This is a genomic window from Streptomyces sp. NPDC054841 (assembly GCF_053611045.1).
Window position 1 is genome coordinate 1 of record NZ_JBSGZO010000146.1, and the last position, 17,747, is coordinate 17,747.

Consider the following 17,747-nt stretch of genomic DNA (forward strand, 5'->3'; position numbering starts at 1 on the left):
CCCCAGTGCCGGGGGCGCGCCGCCGTCTGCAGGCGCTCCGGCAGCAGCGCCATCGCGCCGCCGCCGGTCGCACCGATCAACCGCAGACCGGGATACTTGTCCAGCCATCCCGCGAACGCGATCATGGCCATGCCCATCGTGACGTCGCCGAACCGGCCGATCTGCTCGACGAATCCGATGCTGTCGACCCGCTCCGTGCCGATCGGTTCGGCCGGGGCGTGCACCAGGACCGGCACTCCCGCCTCCGCGGCCAGCGCGAAGAAGGAGTCGGCTCGCGGGGAGCCGAGCAGCTCGCCGTGGACACTGGACGTGGTGATCAGGCCGACGAAGGCGGGGTCCGCCAGGGTCTCCCTGACTCCTTCCAGGTGATCGTCGTCGCCGAACGGGTTGGCGTACACGTACCCGCGCAACTGGTCCGGGAACTTGGCGATCAGGCCTGACATCCAGGCGTGGAAGCTGCGCAGCCGGTCTCGTGGTTGCGCGTAGTTGTCGACGCCCGGGACCCGCGCCATCGCTCCGGCGCCGACCGGGCTGCCGATGATGGTGAGGTCGATCCCGGCCTGAGCGCGAGCGGCGAGCATGCCGTCGACGTCGGTCAGGCTGGGGGGCATGGGGAAGCGTTTGGCCGCCTCCGGTGGGGACAGGTGCCCGTGGATGTCGATGATCATGTGTCGGTTCCCGGGTTCGGTGAGAGTGCACGGGTGACCGCGGCGCAGTCCTCGTCGCCGAGTCCTTGCTCGGTGGCGCGGACATGGGTCTCGGCCGCTGCGGCTGCGAGGGGCAGGCGCAGGCCGGCTGCCGCTGCCTGCTTCGTAGCGAGCATGAGGTCTTTGGCCATCAGCCGCAGCCGGAAGTCCGGCTCGTCGAACCGCCCGGATGCCAGGCGCCTCGACTTGAAAGCCATGACCGGCGAGGCGAAGCCGCTGCCCGCGATCGTCCTGAGAACCAGCTGCCGGTCGAGTCCGGTGGCGGCCGCCAGTTCGGTGGCCTCGGCCAGCGCCTGCACCTCTATCCCCATCAGCAGGTTGAGGAGCAGCTTCATCCGCATGCCGGAACCGAGTGCGCCCAGATGGACGACCTCCTTGCCCAGCATCTCCAGCAGCGGCCGGCCCGCGCTGAAGACCCGCTCCTCGCCGCCGACGAACAGCCGCAGCTCGCCGTCGCGGGCGTGCTCACGGTTGCCGAGCATGCCGACGTCCAGAACCGACGGCACGCTTCCGGCGATGCTGACGACCTCTTCGGGGGCGACGGTGCTGGCGCAGATCAGGGCGCCGGGGTAGGCACCTCTGGCCAGCACTCCGTCCGGTCCGCGGAGCACGGTGCCGAGGGCTTCGCCGTCGGCGACGGTGCAGATGGCGGCGCTCGTGCCCTCGACGGCATCGGCCGGGTGGGCCGCGGCGACGGCACCCGCCCTGGCTAGCGGCTCGGTCCGCTCCGAGGTGCGGTTCCAGACCCGCACCTGTATGCCTTGGCCGAGGAGGCGAGTCGCCAGTCCGGTGCCCATCCTGCCGAGACCGAGGACGGCTACAGGGCCGTCTGTGGTGCGCGTCATGACGTCTCCTTCGTGGTCTCCTTGACGACCCGGAACCGCAGGGACTGCGTCGAGTCGACCCACTCGCGGAGCGGGGCCACCAGTGCGCGGTGGTCCTCGCTCTGCTGCCAGGCGAAGAAGTGCTCGGGCGTCTCCCACTCGCTGGTGATCACCCACTGCCGGGAGTCGTCGACGGGCTCTCCCAGCCTCTCGACGATGTGACCGGGGGTTCCGGCGACGGACTTCCGGATCCGGTCGTACAGGTCCAGGAACCCTTGCTCGCCGCCCTCGATCACACGGACCGCGAAAACCACGGACAGCTTCTCGGCCGAATGGCCCTTGTGCTTGGTGCCCATGTCTCCTCCTGATGGTGAGATCCGGCAGGACACGTTCTCTAAGGACTCATGGCCCCCGTGACCACGCAACTCCAATGGGTGCACGACCCAACGGGGACAAGGGCTTTCGCGCGCTGGTTAGCCCGTACGAGTGAGCGTTCAAGGGCCCCTCGCCGAGGCGGTCCTGGACGCCTCGCGTCACACGAACGGCGCTCTGCTTGCTCCTTGACGACCGGTCGCGGCCACGCTGCTGCGACGCACTCGTTCCGGTGAATGTGCGCGATGCGCCGTGATGCCGTTCCGGCCGGGCCCCGTCTTCGCGGACAGCGGCCTGTCAGCGGCCCGTGCGCTCCAGAAGGCCGGGCAGGTCGGCGAAGGAATCCAGGACGTGGTCCGGCGTGCCGGACGCCGCCCGATGCGTCTCGGGCTGGTACTTGCCGGTCCTGACGAGAACGCCCGTGAGCCCGTGGCGCTGGGCGGCGAGGACGTCGGACTCGATGTCGTCGCCCACCATGAGCGTCTGCGAGGCATCGGCGCCGAGATGGGCCAGGGCGGTGGCGAAGAACGGCGCGGCGGGTTTGCCGGTGATTTCGGCCTCGACGCGGGCCGCCCGCTCAAGGCCCAGCAGGAAGGCGCCGGTGTCGAGCTGAAGCCCCGCCTCCGTACGCCAGTACAGATTGCGGTGCATGGCCACCAGGCGAGCGCCTCGCTGGAGGTGGGCGAAGGCGCGGTTGAGTGCCGTATACCCGAACTCCGGGCCTGCGCCTCCGACGACGATCACATCCGGAGCGTCGTCGTCGGGGTCCACCAGGAGGACACTCTCAAGGTCCTCACGGATGTCGCCGCTGTTGAGCAGCAGGCATCTCGCCCCGGGAAAGTGTTCGGCGAGGTACGCGGCGGTCACAGCGGGAGCGGTGAAGATGTCGTCCGCGGTGACCGGGAATCCGGCCCCGGCCAGCACCGTCGCGATGGAGGCCCGCGTACGGGAGGTGGTGTTGGTGAGGAGCGCGAGCGGAACGCCCTGCTCACGCAGTCGCTCCAGCGCCCCGACCGCACCGGGCAGTGGCTTCCAGGACACCGTGAGAACACCGTCGATATCGATCAGGACAGCGCCGACCCGTTGCATGTGGTGACCGTACCGAGGGATCAGAGCACGGCCAAGCAGCGTCCGGGGCCGGAAGCGGGCCCGAAACGCACACGGCGCTCGGCGTTCGGCAAGCACAATGGCGCTGTGCACGTACTCCATATATGACTCGAATGGAGGCATCTGCGCTCGTAGCAGTCGCCGCACCGCTTCGGCCGGCATATGAAGGTGGGCCACCGGCCATGGCAGGAGGGCGGCAACGCCCCGGCCGGGGCGACCGGGGGATTCCGTAGTGGTCCCGTCGCGGATCCGTGGCCGAAAGGAGAGCGATGATGGCGCCTGCGGGCCCCGCGACGACGTCCGCATGGGTGGTCGAGCGTCCGGCCCCGATGTCCTCGGCACCGCTGCGGCTCGTGGAGCGCGAGACGGCTGAGCCCGGCGCGTACGAGCTGCTGGTGCGCGTCCGTGCATGCGGGGTCTGCCGGACCGATCTGCATCTGGCCGAGGGAGACCTGCCGCCCCGCAGGCCGGGCTGCACGCCGGGCCATGAGGTGGTCGGCGAGGTGATCGCCGCGGGTTCCGCGGTGCGGGACCTCGGAGCGGGTGACCGGGTGGGGGCCGCGTGGCTGGCGGGAACCTGTGGGCAGTGCCGCTATTGCAGCACCGGACGGGAGAACCTGTGCCCCGACTCGCGCTACACGGGCTGGGACATCCATGGGGGATTCGCCGACCACATCATCGTGGATGCCCGTTACACCTACCGGCTTCCGGAAGGGTGGGACGACACGGACGCCGCACCACTTCTGTGCGCGGGGATCATCGGCTACCGGGCGCTTCAGCGGGCCGACCTGCCGCCGGGTGGCCGGCTCGGCATCTACGGGTTCGGAGCGTCCGCCCATCTCACCGCCCAACTCGCCATCGCCCGGGGCGCCGAAGTCCACGTCGTCACCCGCTCGCCGCAGGCGCAGCAGCTGGCGCTGGAGCTCGGCGCTGCGTCGGCCGGACCCGATGCACCCCCGCGGCCCCTGGACTCCGCGATCCTGTTCGCGCCGGCAGGGGGTCTGGTGCCGACGGCGCTCGAAGCCCTGGACCGGGGCGGCACGCTCGCCATCGCCGGGATCCACCTGAGTGCCATGCCCCCGCTCGACTACGACCGGCACCTCTTCCAGGAACGCACCGTACGCAGCGTCACCGCGAACACCCGTGAGGACGGCCGTGCCTTCCTCGCCGAAGCGGCGCGGCTGCGCCCCACCGTGCGGGTCACGCCCTACCCGATGCGCAGAGCCGACCAGGCCATGGCCGATCTGGCGGCCGGACGGATCACCGGGGTGGCCGTGCTCGTCGTGGCGTGAGCATGACCTCGCCGAGCAGGGTCCGGCGGCCGGCAACGGACCGCACCGGACGGCGCACGAGCGTCGGTGCCCGCCCAGGCATCCAGGAACTTCCTGGCCACGGCCGCGGCCGCTGCGGGATCCCAGTCATCCTTCCTGTCGGCAGGCTGCGTGAGTGAGTACCGCGAAGGGCGCCCGCCCGGGCCTCAGCCCAGGTCGGACGCCCCTTCGAGGGAGGAAGATCAGGAGTGCGGCCGGCGCGGCTGATCGTCGCGCGCCGCGTTCTTCTCCTTGACGCGCGCCGCTTCCTTCCGGACCTCCGCCTGGGTGGCGCGTTCCTTCTGCAGCCACTCGGGAAGGTCCCTCTTCAGCGCGTCGATCTGCTCCGTGGTGAGGGCGCCCGTGATTCCGCCACGGGCGAGGCCCGAGATGGAGATGCCCAGCTTCGCCGCGACCACCGGCCGCGGATGCGGGCCGTTGCGCCGCAGCTCCTGCAGCCACTCGGGCGGATCGGCCTGCAGTGCGTTCAGCTCGGTGCGCGAGACGACACCCTCCTGGAACTCGGCGGGGGTGGCCTCGAGGTACACACCCAGCTTCTTCGCCGCGGTTGCGGGCTTCATCGTCTGGGCGCTCTGGTGCGACATCATGGTGTCAAGGGTATTCGAGCGTGTGCGCTACCTCCGACCACGACCGGTAACCTGGCGGAGTGACAGGCTCGCAAGAACCCCCTTCGTTCCGGCTCGCGTATGTCCCGGGAGTGACGCCCACGAAGTGGGTGCGGATCTGGAACGAGCGGCTGCCCGACGTCCCGCTGACCCTCACCCAGGTGTCCGCCGCCGAGGCGTTCGACGTGCTGCGGGGCGGCGGCGCCGATGCGGGTTTCGTACGGCTGCCGGTGGACCGGACGGACCTCAGCGCGATCCCCCTCTACACCGAGACGACGGTGGTCGTGGTCCCGAAGGACCACGTCGTGGCGGCGGTCGACGAGGTGTCCGCCGAGGATCTTGCCGACGACATCGTGCTGCATCCCCTCGACGACGTCCTCGACTGGGAGCGTCTGCCGGGACGGCCCGCGATCGAGCGCCCCGCCACGACGGCGGATGCCATCGAACTGGTGGCGGCCGGAGTGGGACTGCTCGTCGTCCCGCAGTCACTCGCCCGCCTGCACCACCGCAAGGACCTCACCTATCGGCCGGTCTCCGACGCCCCCGAATCGCGCGTCGCGCTGTCGTGGCCGCAGGAAGAGACCACCCCCGACCTGGTGGAGCAGTTCATCGGGATCGTCCGCGGCCGCACCGTCAACAGCACCCGGGGCCGCCCCCCGGCCCCGGCGCAGCCGAAGAGCAAGCGCCCCGACACCGGCGGCGCACGGCGGAAGCCCGCAGCCGGCAAGGCGACCGGCAAAGCGACCGGCAAGAGCCCACGCAGCGGTGCCGGCGGCTCCAAGGGCGGCAAGCGCGGCAAACCTCGGCGCCGTTCGTAGCCTCGGCGCCAGTCGTCGTCGGTCATGGCCTCGGCGTCACTTCTCGTCGCCGGATGCCGCCGCGGGCCGGAGGCGTCAGCTGCTCAACGCCGCAGCCACGACGGACCGCGCCTCGTCCTGCACACGCGTCAGGTGGTCCGGTCCCAGGAAGGACTCGGCGTACACCTTGTAGACGTCCTCGGTACCCGAAGGGCGGGCGGCGAACCAGGCGTTCTCGGTGGTCACCTTGATGCCGCCGATGGCCGCCCCGTTGCCCGGAGCCTGCGTGAGCACCGAAATGATCGGTTCCCCCGCGAGGGCGTCGGCCGTCACCTGGTCGGGAGAGAGACGGCTCAGTACGGCCTTCTCCTCACGGGTCGCGGGGGCGTCGACACGGGCGTACGCCGGTTCGCCGAACCGGGCAGTGAGCGACGCGTAGTGCTCGCTCGGCGTCCGCTCCGTCACGGCCAGAATCTCGGACGCGAGCAGGGCCAGGATGATGCCGTCCTTGTCGGTGGTCCACACCGATCCGTCACGGCGCAGGAAGGAGGCCCCGGCGGATTCCTCACCACCGAATCCGAGGGTGCCGTCGGCCAGCCCGTCCACGAACCACTTGAAACCGACCGGCACCTCGATCAGCGCGCGGCCGAGGTCGGCCGCCACCCGGTCGATCATGCTGGACGACACCAGCGTCTTGCCGACACCGGCACCAGCGGGCCACTGGTCGCGGTGGCTGTAGAGATAGGCGATGGCGGTGGCGAGGTAGTGGTTGGGATTCATCAGTCCGCCGTCCGGCGTGACGATGCCGTGCCGGTCGGCGTCGGCGTCGTTGCCGGTGGCGATCCGGAAGCGGTCGCGGCCCTCGATCAGCGACGCCATCGCGTACGGGGACGAGCAGTCCATGCGGATCTTGCCGTCCCAGTCCAGTGTCATGAACCGCCAGGTGGGATCGGTGTCCGGGTTGACGACCGTCAGATCGAGGCGGTGCTCCTCGGCGATCCGGCCCCAGTACGCGACGGACGCGCCCCCCAGCGGATCGGCGCCGATGCGCACACCCGCGGCGCGCACGGCGTCCAGGTCGAGTACGGACGGCAGATCCCGCACATAGGCGCCGAGGAAGTCGTACCGTCCGGTGGTCGGCGCGGCCAGTGCCCCGGTGTAGGGCAGCCGCCGTACGTCCTTGAGACCGCCCGCGATGATCTCGTTGGCGCGCTCCTGGATCCAGCCGGTCGCCTCGGAACCGGCGGGCCCGCCGTTCGGCGGGTTGTACTTGAAGCCACCGTCGGCCGGGGGATTGTGCGAGGGGGTGACCACCACGCCGTCGGCCAGGCCGGAGGTGCGCCCGCGGTTGTGGGTGAGGATGGCGTGCGACACGGCCGGGGTGGGGGTGTAGCCGTCGGCGGCGTCGATGAGCACGGTGACGCCGTTCGCCGCGAAGACCTCCACAGCGGTCACCCGGGCCGGTTCGGACAGCGCATGGGTGTCGGCGCCCAGGAACAGCGGCCCGTCGGTGCCCTGTTGGGCCCGGTACTCGCAGATCGCCTGGCTGGTCGCGGCGATGTGGTCCTCGTTGAAGGCGGTGGCGAGAGAGGTTCCCCGGTGCCCCGACGTGCCGAAGGCGACACGCTGGGCGGGCTCGGCCGGATCGGGGTGCAAGGCGTAGTACGCGGTCACCAGCCGAGCCACGTCGATGAGGTCCTCCGGCCGCGCCGGCTGTCCCGCGCGCTCGTTCGGCATCCGTCCACTCCTTCGCATCGGTCGGTCCGATCAGTACACGAGTCATGATCGCTCGTCGCTTGCGTTCCGTCCGGTTGCCCCTCCGCACGGATGTGCCGACGGATGTGCCTGCGGACGTTCCAGTCGGGCATGCCCAGCGCGAGCCCGCGCAACCGCATCGCCCGGCCCGGCGATCGGTTTGGCCGACCCCGGCAGTCGGCTCGGGACGCCGTCGGCCCGGCGGCGCCGTCCTGGTCGCCGAGCGCGAATCCCCTGATCACCTAAGGGCTGTCCCGTAATCCCCGGTGGATCAGCGCGCGGCGTCAGATGCGGTGCATCGCAAGGCGGAGGGTCGTCCTCATACTGGGCGTATTCGGGCGATCCGACAACGCAGCGAGGTGCCGTAGCTGTCGTCGTGCGCCCGCCGGGGATTACGGGACAGCCCTTAGACTCGGCGAATGGCGAAGTACTTCGACGTGCACCCCGAGAACCCTCAGCGGCGCACCATCAGCAGTGTGGCCGACAGTATTCGGTCCGGCGCGCTCGTCGCGTACCCGACGGACTCCTGCTACGCACTGGGATGCCAGCTGGGCAGTCGTGACGGCATCAGCCGGATCCGGTCGATCCGGAACCTCGACGATCGTCACCACTTCACCCTTGTGTGCCAGAACTTCGCGCAGCTCGGGCAGTTCGTGCACGTCGACAACGACGTGTTCCGCGCGATCAAGGCAGCGACGCCCGGCAGTTACACCTTCATCCTCCCCGCGACGAAGGAGGTGCCTCGCCAACTGCTGCACCCGAAGAAGAAGACGGTCGGAGTCCGGATTCCCGACCATGCCGTCGCTCAGGCCCTGGTCGCCGAACTCGGGGAGCCGCTGCTCTCCAGCACCCTGCTCCTGCCCGACGAGGACGAGCCGATGACCCAGGGCTGGGAGATCAAGGAACGGCTCGACCACGTGGTGGACGCCGTGGTCGACGCGGGCGACTGCGGCACCGAGCCGACCACGGTCATCGACTTCTCCGGCGGCGGAATCGAGGTCGTACGCAGAGGGGCGGGCGACACCGCGAGGTTCGAGTAGCAGCGTCGATGCAGGCGTTCGGCCCTGGGCGGTGCTGCGGGACGCAATGTGAGTCCCGTAGGCCGCCCGCTTGCGCCGCCGGCACGTCCGGGTAACGGGCCGGGGCGCCCGCCCGGACGCGAGCCGCGGGGCCGGGCGGGCGGTGGCCGTCTCAGTCGCCGCTCGTCCCCGCCTGCACCCGGGCGGCGCCCGCGATCTCCGCCATCACCTCCGTCGCGTGGTCGTGCAGGAAGAAGTGGTCGCCGGGGAAGATCCGGTGACGGAACCGGGCGGCCGTCATCGACCGCCATCCGGCGATCCACTCCGGGCCGGTGAGCCGGTCGTCCGCGCCACCGAGCGCGACGACGGGGCAGGGCAGCACGGCCGGCCGGACCTGTTCCATGTAGCGGGCCAGCAGGCCGAGATCGGCCCGCATGACCGGCAGCAGCAGGTCCAGCAGTTCCTGGTGCCGGGTGATCTCCGCGGGAGTGCCGCCGAGTTCGACGATGGCGCGCAGCAGTTCTTCATCGCTCTTCTCGTGCAGGGCCAACGTGACGGGGGAGCCGGGCGGGCGGCAGCCGGACACCACGATGGTCCCCGGCAGGGGCCGGCCGGCCGCTGCCAGCCGGCGCGTCGTCTCGTAGGTGATCTGAGCGCCCATGCTGTGCCCGAAGAGCACGAACCTCTCCTGCTCCGGGCGGCTCTCCAGCACCGACAGCACCCCTTCCACCACCTCGTCCATGGAGGTGGCCAGGGGCTCTCCGATACGGGTGCCCCGGCCCGGCAGCTCCACCGGCACGAACCGTAGCCCCGGCACGTCCTGGGACCGGGACCAGGTCAGGTAGGCAGCGGCCGAACCGCCGGCGTGCGGCAGGCAGTAGACGCGCACAGGTTCCGTCGCGTCGTGCGCCGCGGGGTCGGTGTCCCACGGGGTCCATCGGTGCCGTTGGGACGGTTCGGCTCTGGGGTGGCGGGTCACTGCGTGCTGCCCTTCTGTTCGAGGAGTTCGGGGAGTCCGGGAAGTTCTGGACGACGGACGCTCCCAAGAAGTCAGGGAAAGGGTCTCACCCAAGGCCTGCGTGCCGTCACGCCACGCTCGGTATGCGCGTCCCGGCCTACGACTACGACACGGACGGTTGCTACCCCACTCCCGCCATCGGCCCTGACGGGACCATCGCGCCCGGCCTCAAACCGTCCGGGGCCCTCAACGGCCAGTGCCGCGACGCATGGGACCTCGACAACACCAACGGATACGCGCGGTCCAAGTGCAACAACGGCTGGTGCGGGGAGCACGTCGTGGTGTGGGTGCAGAACAACCAGGCCCAGTACGTATCCACCTCCGCGCACGGCGACTTCAACATCTACGGCCGTGACCGGATCCGGTGGGACGACGCACCCCAAGGTCGTCTACCACAAGGACGGCCTGAGCACCCACTGCTTCCGCCCCGCGAACTCCAACGACGAGCCGCCGGAGAACCACTACCACGGATGGCAGTTCCCCAGGCTGGTCGGCTGGAACGGCTACCCCGTGGGTCTCCGCGGCAAGCTGAGCCAGGCCGATTTCGGCAGTGCCCACTTCGGTCTCAAGGACGGCAATTTCAACCACCACCTCGAGAAGGCCAAGCCGGCGGGCATTTCGTTCGACCCGAACGCCTGACGAGTCGCGCCCGGGGGGTGGCGTCAGGGACGACACGGACACCACCACGCCGAGCCTCGGGTGCGGTACCGATACGCCGTTCGCCGGCTGAGCGCCGCCCCCGGGCCTACGACGGTTGTCATCCCCGCGCTCGAATTCAAGCGGGACGTTGAAACGGGCACGATGTCTGTCGCCCGGAACCGGCGCCGGAGTGCATGCACCATCCATCAGGGGCGAGCCTGCTGCGCGAGGGCCGACCGACCGCAGTGCCGCCCGATGGCCGGCTCGCCCGGTTCCTCCGCCCGTCATACGCTGAGTTCGTAGGCCTTGCAGTTGCTGCCACAGGGCTTCCTGCCCGGAGCGCCGTTGCAGGCCCTGAGCCGAACGGGCCCGCGTGTGCGGACGGGCCCGGGTGCCGTTGCGGGATGGATGTGTGCGATGGCCGGTCCGGAGGGTACGGCGGGGATGCTCGGAAGCCTGCTGGAGGCCACTCACCTGGCAGGAATCGAACAGCTGCCGGGGCTGATCGCCGAGTACGCGGCCTTGGCCGGGCTGGAGCATGCCCGTTTGTACGTCGTGGACCTGCGCCAGCAGTTGCTCAGGGAGCTGACCGGCCGCGGCACCGACGCGGGGCTCGGCGGTGAGGAGTACTCGGTCGACGGAACCCTCGCGGGCGCCGCGTTCCGTGAGACGCGAATCCTTGCTTCGCCTCATCTCGGCGACGGTGGACGCCGCCGGTACTGGGCGCCGGTGCTGGACGGAACGCAGCGTCTGGGCGTGCTCCGCGCCGATCTCGCCGATGACGAGGCAGGGAGGACGGCGCTCGGACATCTCTCGTCCCTCGCGGGGTTGCTGCTGGTCAGCAAGCGTCCGTTCAGCGACTCACACGCCCGCCTGGTGCGGACCGAGTCGATGCACGTGGCCGCGGAGATGCAGTGGAAGCTCATGCCGCCGCTGGCCTTCGCGAACGACCAGGTGGTCATCGCCGCCGCGATGGAGCCCGCGTACGAGGTCGCCGGCGACGCCTTCGACTACGCGCTGGCCGGCGACACCGTCCACCTGGCCATTTTCGACGCGATGGGGCACGACAGTGCCGCGGGCCTCACGGCGAACCTCGCGGTGGCGACCTGCCGGTCCAAACGCCGGGACGGCGCCGATCTGGTCGCAACGGCTCAGGCGATCGAGCGCACGCTGGTGAAGGAGTTCGGGCACACCCGCTACACCACGGGGATCCTGGGCGACCTGGACAGCCGCACCGGCCTGCTCTCCTGGGTCAACTGCGGCCACCTTCCGCCGGTGCTGATCCGTGGCGGACGCTGGACCACGACCCTGAACTGCCCACCCACCCACCCCATGGGCACAGAACTGAAGCTACCCGTCACTCTCTGCCATGAGCAGCTGGAGCCGGAGGACCGGCTGCTGCTCTACACCGACGGCATCACCGAGGCACGTGATGCAGGAGGGCGCGAGTTCGGCCTCGCGCAATTCGTCGAATTCATCGTCCGCCATCACGCGGACGGGCTGCCGGTGCCCGAAACCCTGCGTCGCCTGATGCGCGCCGTTCTCCGGCACCACCGCGACAGCCTGTCCGACGATGCCACCGTCGTCTTCCTCGAGTGGCACGGCAGCGCGCGCAACGTGGCCCTGAAACCCGAGGGCGCATCGCGAACTACGCCTGTCAGTCGTGCACGGGAAGCATGAACGAGGAGCGGCCGGCGACGTCATAGTCGGGCCGATCGAGGGTACCTGCAACACCGTGCCTGAACACCGCGTGTCGAAGACACCTCCGCGCGGTTGACCGAGAAAGGAAGAAGGAAGGCAGAGCCATGAGCAGGGTGAAGGAATCGATCGAGGTCGACGTTCCCGTCCGCACCGCATACAACCAGTGGACGCAGTTCGAGGAGTTCCCGAACTTCATGGAAGGCGTCGAGGAGGTCCGGCAGGTCGACGACCGCCACAACCATTGGACAACCAAGATCGCGGGCGTACACCGGGAGTTCGACACCGAGATCGTCGACCAGCTCCCTGACGAGCGCATCGCGTGGCGCACGATCAGCGGCGACACCAAGCAAAAGGGCATGGTCCACTTCCAGCGCCTGGACGACACCCACACACGCGTGGAACTCGTGATGGATGTCGAACCGAGCGGGGTGGCGGAGAAGACCGCCGCCATGGCAGGAATGATCGACCGGCGCGTCAAGGGCGACATGCGGCGCTTCAAGGAGTACATCGAGCACCGTGGCGGCGAGTCCGGCTCGTGGCGCGGCCGCGTCAGCCCGGGATGACAGCTGTGGGGTTCCACGCCCTGCACCCTTGTGGGCTGCGACCTGCGTGGTTCCCGCACAGGCACACTGGGGCACCCTGATCAGGGACAGGTGCGCAGGGCCTCTGCCGCATTCACAGGTCGCCGACCGCGGCGGGGGCCCTCGCTGCCCATAGGGCCGCTAGCGCGCCGCCTGCGGACCCATACGGCTCGTACCCGGGCTCTACGCCGCGGACCGGGGTGTCCTGCCGGCTCCGCGTCAGGGCAGCGGTGTGCCTCCAGTGGCACGATCACGTGTACGCCGCCGGTGGCTGGTGTCGCACCAGGGGAAGCGAAGACTCCTCCGGCAGGTGCACAGGGCGACGCAGAAGCGGTCCGACGTGACGACGCTGCCGTCTTCCAGGACCACCTCGACCGGGCCCTCGACGAGCAGGGGTCCGTCGGTCGTGACAGTGATGCGGCGCGGTGCGTCACGGCGTTCGGTTGCGTCACGGTGTTCGTTCGGCACGGATGACCACCAACTCCTCTTTCTGGCCCTCCGGGTTCAGCAGGCCCTGACTGCACAGCCAGGAGCGTCTGGAGCGCAGGACGGGCCCCAGACTCACGTAACGGCGCTCCGTGACTTCGGCCTTCAGGCCGGCCGACCGCAGCCGTGCCAGGGTCCGGCCTTCGCCACTCAGCACGGAATGCACGACGAGCAGCACGCCGCCGGGCCGGAGCAGGCGAGGCACCTCACGGCAGATCCGGTCGAGTATCCACCGGCCGTCCCGGCCGGCGTCCCAGGCCCGTGCCGCGCCATGGCGTGGCGGGGTGGCCGCCGGGCTGGGGACGTACGGCGGATTGGTGACGACGAGGTCGAAGGTGCGGTCCGCCACCGGGGTGGTCAGATCACCGTGCAGTACCCGTACCGGGGTCCGGGCCAGCAGGGCGTTGAGCCGGGCGGTCCAGACGGCCGGTCGGGAGATGTCCACGGCGGTGACCTGTGCGCCCCGCATCGCCGCGGCCAGCGCCAGGGCGCCGGTCCCCGTGCCGACATCGAGCACCTGGGCCCGCGGTGGCAGCGCCTCGCGGTCGAGTGCTCCTGCCAGCAGCGCCGTGTCCGTTTGCGGTGTGTACACACCCGGAAGGGCTATGAGTGGCACATATGTCGCGTACCCATTTGTGCGGAATCAACGGTCTTGGGGAATCAACTTTCTATTTCTCGGCGCGGGTCGTGTTCGGCGGGACCGGCTCCGATGGCCCGACCGCCTCCGTCGAGAGAGGTCCGTCCGTCGCGCCAGGCGCCCAGCACATGGGCTGCGAATCGGTCCTCCAGGTGAAGGGTCGCGTCGATGCCGAAGGCGACGTCGGCCTCCAGATCGGGTTCCTCGTCCAGGAGGCCCGCGATGACCTCGCGCCGCACGACCTGCTCATGGACGGCGTCCGCCTCGACGTGCTCGTCGTAGAAGAACTCCGCCGCCGGCCCAGCCCCCGTGCGCCGCATGGCCGCGGCCAGTCGCCTCGACCCGGGCGAAGAAGTGATCTCGACGGTCGCGAAGTGGCCGACCAGGCAGCCGCGCAGCGCGCGGTGGAGCCCGAAGAGTGACATGAGGTTCACCGTGGCCAGTGTCTGGGCGGCTGCCGCGTCCAGGTAGCCGCCGTAGGTGGTGTCCAGGCCCAGGTCCGTCATCAGGTCGGCGAAGAGCCGCGCGTGGATTCGCTGCGCCCGGCCCCCGCCGTACTCGTCGAACTCCACGGCCGCCATCCCGGCCTTGGCTCGACCCCGTAGCCGCGGCAGCACCCAGGCGTGCGGATCGGCCTCCTTGAGGTGGTAGAGGGATCGTTGCGCCGCGTACTCTCTCAGCTGCCACAGCTCTCCCTCGTCCCGGAGGAAGTGCGAGACGCCGCTGCCGTGCACCGGCTCCACCAGAAGCCCGGCGAGCGCGCCGTCCACTGTCGCATGGCTGGGGGCCTCCTCGCGCAGCACGGCGAAGAACGGGTCCTCCAGTGCCCGCCGCACACGGAGCAGATCCGGATCCCACTCGAGGGCGGGGTCGACCCCGGCGAATCCGCGGTAGTGCAACTCGTAGCAGACGTAGAGGGCGAGCTGCAGATCGTCCCCGTAGGGGTCGGCGTCGCTCGCCACGGTCGGATCCGCGGGGAGTTCCGCTCCCGCAGCCAGTCGGCCGATGACAGCCGCCGAGAGCGTTCCCCGCGCCTGCGGCAGCGACGGCCCATGATGGTGCGTCGCCCTGTCACTCATGACTTTCTCGTACCCGGTGTCACGCGAGCCTCAGGTGGTCAGCAGGCGGTTGAAGAACGACCGGTACTTCCGCAGAGTCATACGCAGGTCCTCGGTGTTCGCCTCCTCGCCGCGCTTCCACTGTTCTTCCAGGTCCTGCTTGTGGTCGGCGAAGGTCGCGGCGAGCTTCTGCATGACGTCCGCGACAAGAGAGTCCGCCGCGTGTACGGCTTCGCGGGGGTCGTCGACGAACGTGTTCTGAATCTCCTGCCAGCGTGAGCGGAAGCCTTCCTCGTCCTCCGTTACGAGGAGTTGCGGTGATTCGTCGTCCACCGGCGCGGCATCCCCTTGCGCCGGCATGCCGGCGGTTTCCGTGGCCTCACCAGGATATGTCGGCGTCCCGGGCCGGCTTTCGGCCTCTTCGTTCACGTGCTCGTCGTTCACGTGCTCGTCGTTCACGTTCGCTTCGTTCACGTTCCGGTCGCGCGACTGAGCGAGGTCCTCGGTGGACAGCCCTGTCCCGGTGGGTGCTGGTGTCTGTTCGCGTTCCATATTTCCTCGGCCACCTTGATCGGTGCGGTCGGTGGGTCAGGCTCGGGCATGACGAGCCTGACCGCCGTTGGAGAGCAGCTCGGTGAACAGGGCGCGGTAGTGCACCATGGCACCCCGCAGCTGCTCGGTCGTCGCCTCGTGCGCCATGCTCAGCTGGTTGACTTCATGAGCGGCGCGATAGTGCTCGAGCGTGCGACTGTGCTCCACGGAGAGGTCCTTGAGCCGTTGACTCAGGTCCTCGGTCGGGTAACCACGCTCGCGCATCAGCGACGCGATCAGAATGTCCGCGTCCTGTACGGCATCCTCCGGTCGATCGACGAATTCCCCTTGCACGCTGTCCCAGTCCCGGGTGTACCGCTCCCGGACGCCATTCGGCAGCGGCTTGATGTCGAGCGAGTCGTGCCGTTTCTCGCGTGCGCTTAGTTCACGCTCGGCTGCGCGCCGACTACCGGCCTCTTCGACCGTCCGCTCGTATTCCGGGCCGAAGCGCTCGCGAAGGCGCCGATGGCGCATGAGGAGAAAAGCTGCCACGGCCAGCGCGGCAAGCACCACCACGACGGGGATGATGATTGATAGGAGAGTACCTGTTGACATCGGAACGACCTCCCGACGAGCGCGGTGTTTCCCTTTGCGGGTATCCCTGCGCCATGTCCGGCGGACACGACGCCTTTGTGCGTGGTCCTCTTCACGCGACTGCCACGGTGGAGGCATTTCAAACGAAGCGAGAGTGACCTTTGGTGAATCAGCGCCAGGCCAGATGCCCGAGCTGGTGAATCAGGGAAGAGCGCGGTGGCGCCGGTGGCACCGGCGCGGACCGGCGCGCCTTGAGCCGGCGCCGCGATCGGTGGACGCACCGACGACGTGACTCGCCACGGCCAATCGCGTGAATGGTGCCGTCTGCGGCACCCTCGGCGGGTATCTGGCCCGGGAAGATTCGCGCTGAGCACGAGGCCGCTGACGGTAACCGTCGTCCCGCGCTGACGCAGCCGGCGCCCTGGACGGCAAGGAAGGAGGCAAGGCGTCATGACCATTCGGCATCCGGCCGACCGAGGCGGCGAAGGGCGCGGGAAGTTCGACCGACTGGCTCAGGTGGCGTCGCATTTCACCAGCTCACCGGTCTTCTTCGTACTGTGTCTGCTGCTCGTCGCGGGTGTGGTCGCCGTACATTTCTCCGGGATCGGGCTGAAGTGGAACGTGTTCGCGGGAGACTGCATGACAGCTGTGACGCTGCTGCTCCTCGCCCTGCTGAAGAACTCGGAACTCCGGGCCGAGCGCGCGATGCAGCGCAAACTGGATGCCATCGCCGCGGCTTTGCTCGAAGCGAGTGAGGGCGAGCCGGGGAAGGCGCACGACGACCTCAGAGCCGCGATCCGCATGGAAGACGAGACCTGAACGACCCCCCCCTTCCTCCCTGGGCTCTCGACATCGCCGGGCCGGCGTCGCCTCCTGTGCAGCAACAACTTCGGCCGCGCCCGCGTTCAGGCAAGGCTGCCGGGTAGGCGTAGCTCGTGGGGGTGGTAACCAGGAGCACCACGGATGATCGGAAGCAGTCATGCAACCTGAAGCCGTCAGCATCTACCTGAACGACCACCTGAGCGGCGCCACGATGGGAGTGGAGCTCTCCCGAAGGATCGCACGGGCACACCAGTCCTCCGCGCGTGTCGCAGTGCTGCAGGACCTTGCCGAGCAGATCGCTCAGGACCGCCAGAGCCTCCTCGACTTGATGGACGCACTCGAAATCGTCCCGCGCCGCTACAAGGTGTACGCAGGCTGGGCGGCTGAGAAAGCGGCCAGGCTCAAGCCCAACGGCCGTCTCCGCCGTCGTTCCGGCCTGAGCACCCTCGTCGAACTGGAGACTCTTCGCATGGGCATCCAGGGGAAATTCCGGATGTGGCGGGCACTGATGCCCGTGGTCGCCGAGCGCGACGATCTCGACGCAGCTCGACTGAAGGAGCTCATGGATCGCGCCAATGACCAGATGGCGACCGTCGACGAACTCCACGAAGTCGCGGCCAAGACGATCCTGAGCAACGGTTCCGGCCTCCGCTGAGCGCCGCCGACACGTGCGACGCTTTCCGAACGACCGCCGCCCGGCCGAAAGCTGATCGCTTGTCCCTTGCTACGCCTCCCCGTCGCCGGGCGCCAGCAGCCCCTCCCGCAACTTCCCGAGCACCCGAGCCAGCAGCCGGGAGACGTGCATCTGCGAGATCCCGAGCCGCTCGCCGATTTCCGACTGTGTCAGCTCGTCGACGAACCGCAGTGACAGGATGGTGCGTTCCCGCTCCGGCAGCGTGGCGATCAGTGGCTTCAGGGACTCCAGGCACTCCACGATGTCCAGTGCCGGGTCCTCCTCGCCCAGTCGGCGGGCGAGCGGACTGAGCGGCTCGTCCTCCTCGAGGGGGTCGAGGGAGCGGGCCACATAGCCGTTGGCGGCCCGCTGGCCCTCCAGGACCTCCTCCTCGGTGACCCCGAGGCGGTCCGCGAGTTCGGCCGTGCCGGGGGCCCGGCCGAGGTCCTGTTCGAGCACGTCGTACGCCTTGGCGAGGTCCAGCCGCAGC

The 17,747-nt window shown here is 69.5% G+C and carries 20 protein-coding genes and 1 pseudogene; 8 read left to right on the forward strand and 13 right to left on the reverse strand.

The features are described 5' to 3' along the window. From ACWGI8_RS20425 to ACWGI8_RS20440, 4 genes are all read right to left on the reverse strand, one after another. On the reverse strand, positions 1–668 hold a 668-nt coding region (locus tag ACWGI8_RS20425), incomplete at its 3' end, for an amidohydrolase family protein (RefSeq protein WP_453662750.1). Next, complete coding sequence (locus tag ACWGI8_RS20430; protein WP_453662752.1) at positions 665–1,552, reverse strand: NAD(P)-dependent oxidoreductase; 888 nt, start codon at positions 1,550–1,552, stop codon at positions 665–667. The genes ACWGI8_RS20425 and ACWGI8_RS20430, both read right to left, overlap by 4 nt. After that, the gene (locus ACWGI8_RS20435; RefSeq protein WP_453662754.1) at positions 1,549–1,887 is read right to left on the reverse strand and encodes an antibiotic biosynthesis monooxygenase family protein; all 339 of its coding nucleotides are present in this window, start codon (positions 1,885–1,887) and stop codon (positions 1,549–1,551) included. Before ACWGI8_RS20435 ends, ACWGI8_RS20430 begins: the two co-directional genes overlap by 4 nt. Before the next feature lie 313 nt (positions 1,888–2,200). Beyond that, complete coding sequence (locus tag ACWGI8_RS20440; RefSeq protein WP_453662756.1) at positions 2,201–2,992, reverse strand: HAD-IIA family hydrolase; 792 nt, start codon at positions 2,990–2,992, stop codon at positions 2,201–2,203. A gap of 287 nt (positions 2,993–3,279) precedes the next feature. Between ACWGI8_RS20440 and ACWGI8_RS20445 the strand changes: the two genes are divergently transcribed. After that, on the forward strand, positions 3,280–4,302 hold the full coding sequence (locus tag ACWGI8_RS20445; RefSeq protein ID WP_453662757.1) for a zinc-dependent alcohol dehydrogenase family protein: 1,023 nt from the start codon (positions 3,280–3,282) through the stop codon (positions 4,300–4,302). Between the two features lie 221 nt (positions 4,303–4,523). Here ACWGI8_RS20445 and ACWGI8_RS20450 read toward each other — a convergent pair whose 3' ends face one another. Next, on the reverse strand, positions 4,524–4,928 hold the full coding sequence (locus tag ACWGI8_RS20450) for a DUF5997 family protein (RefSeq protein WP_453662759.1): 405 nt from the start codon (positions 4,926–4,928) through the stop codon (positions 4,524–4,526). Between the two features lie 59 nt (positions 4,929–4,987). On the opposite strand from ACWGI8_RS20450, the gene ACWGI8_RS20455 reads away from it, so the two are divergent. Continuing rightward, positions 4,988–5,764, forward strand: coding sequence for a LysR substrate-binding domain-containing protein (locus ACWGI8_RS20455; protein ID WP_453662761.1), 777 nt, complete (start codon positions 4,988–4,990; stop codon positions 5,762–5,764). A 75-nt stretch (positions 5,765–5,839) separates the two neighbouring features. Here the strand turns inward: ACWGI8_RS20455 and pgm are convergent, their stop codons facing one another. Further along, entirely contained in the window at positions 5,840–7,480 is a 1,641-nt protein-coding gene (gene pgm / locus ACWGI8_RS20460) for a phosphoglucomutase (alpha-D-glucose-1,6-bisphosphate-dependent) (RefSeq protein ID WP_453662763.1), read from the reverse strand. A gap of 437 nt (positions 7,481–7,917) precedes the next feature. On the opposite strand from pgm, the gene ACWGI8_RS20465 reads away from it, so the two are divergent. After that, a complete protein-coding gene (locus tag ACWGI8_RS20465; RefSeq protein WP_453662765.1) occupies positions 7,918–8,538 on the forward strand; it encodes an L-threonylcarbamoyladenylate synthase in 621 nt (206 codons plus the stop codon). A gap of 151 nt (positions 8,539–8,689) precedes the next feature. On the opposite strand, the gene ACWGI8_RS20470 is transcribed toward ACWGI8_RS20465, so the two are convergent. Beyond that, complete coding sequence (locus tag ACWGI8_RS20470) at positions 8,690–9,496, reverse strand: thioesterase II family protein (protein WP_453662767.1); 807 nt, start codon at positions 9,494–9,496, stop codon at positions 8,690–8,692. Positions 9,497–9,627: 131 nt separating this feature from the next. Between ACWGI8_RS20470 and ACWGI8_RS20475 the strand changes: the two are divergent. The 3 genes and pseudogenes from ACWGI8_RS20475 to ACWGI8_RS20485 all read left to right on the forward strand — a co-directional run. Further along, positions 9,628–10,174: pseudogene (locus ACWGI8_RS20475) on the forward strand (NPP1 family protein); the annotation flags it as partial. 417 nt (positions 10,175–10,591) lie between these two features. Next, a complete protein-coding gene (locus tag ACWGI8_RS20480; RefSeq protein WP_453662768.1) occupies positions 10,592–11,854 on the forward strand; it encodes a PP2C family protein-serine/threonine phosphatase in 1,263 nt (420 codons plus the stop codon). A gap of 125 nt (positions 11,855–11,979) precedes the next feature. Continuing rightward, entirely contained in the window at positions 11,980–12,438 is a 459-nt protein-coding gene (locus ACWGI8_RS20485) for an SRPBCC family protein (RefSeq protein WP_453662770.1), read from the forward strand. 237 nt (positions 12,439–12,675) lie between these two features. On the opposite strand, the gene ACWGI8_RS20490 is transcribed toward ACWGI8_RS20485, so the two are convergent. Genes ACWGI8_RS20490 through ACWGI8_RS20510 form a run of 5 tightly spaced genes read right to left on the reverse strand, consistent with a single transcriptional unit; the run spans position 12,676 to position 15,783 of the window. Beyond that, on the reverse strand, positions 12,676–12,924 hold the full coding sequence (locus tag ACWGI8_RS20490) for a CDGSH iron-sulfur domain-containing protein (RefSeq protein ID WP_453662772.1): 249 nt from the start codon (positions 12,922–12,924) through the stop codon (positions 12,676–12,678). Beyond that, entirely contained in the window at positions 12,905–13,558 is a 654-nt protein-coding gene (locus ACWGI8_RS20495; RefSeq protein ID WP_453662774.1) for a HemK2/MTQ2 family protein methyltransferase, read from the reverse strand. Before ACWGI8_RS20495 ends, ACWGI8_RS20490 begins: the two co-directional genes overlap by 20 nt. Positions 13,559–13,602: 44 nt before the next feature. Further along, complete coding sequence (locus ACWGI8_RS20500; RefSeq protein ID WP_453662776.1) at positions 13,603–14,658, reverse strand: iron-containing redox enzyme family protein; 1,056 nt, start codon at positions 14,656–14,658, stop codon at positions 13,603–13,605. A 30-nt stretch (positions 14,659–14,688) separates the two neighbouring features. Continuing rightward, a complete protein-coding gene (locus ACWGI8_RS20505; protein ID WP_453662778.1) occupies positions 14,689–15,189 on the reverse strand; it encodes a hypothetical protein in 501 nt (166 codons plus the stop codon). Positions 15,190–15,225: 36 nt separating this feature from the next. After that, positions 15,226–15,783 carry a hypothetical protein gene (locus tag ACWGI8_RS20510; protein WP_453662780.1) on the reverse strand — a complete coding sequence of 186 codons (558 nt, stop codon included), beginning with the start codon at positions 15,781–15,783 and terminating at the stop codon, positions 15,226–15,228. 429 nt (positions 15,784–16,212) lie between these two features. On the opposite strand from ACWGI8_RS20510, the gene ACWGI8_RS20515 reads away from it, so the two are divergent. Both ACWGI8_RS20515 and ACWGI8_RS20520 read left to right on the forward strand, forming a co-directional pair. Next, entirely contained in the window at positions 16,213–16,581 is a 369-nt protein-coding gene (locus ACWGI8_RS20515) for a hypothetical protein (protein WP_453662781.1), read from the forward strand. A 160-nt stretch (positions 16,582–16,741) separates the two neighbouring features. Beyond that, the gene (locus ACWGI8_RS20520; protein ID WP_453662783.1) at positions 16,742–17,239 is read left to right on the forward strand and encodes a hypothetical protein; all 498 of its coding nucleotides are present in this window, start codon (positions 16,742–16,744) and stop codon (positions 17,237–17,239) included. Between the two features lie 69 nt (positions 17,240–17,308). On the opposite strand, the gene ACWGI8_RS20525 is transcribed toward ACWGI8_RS20520, so the two are convergent. Beyond that, the coding region (locus ACWGI8_RS20525; RefSeq protein WP_453662785.1) for a sigma-70 family RNA polymerase sigma factor at positions 17,309–17,747 on the reverse strand (439 nt) is incomplete at its 5' end.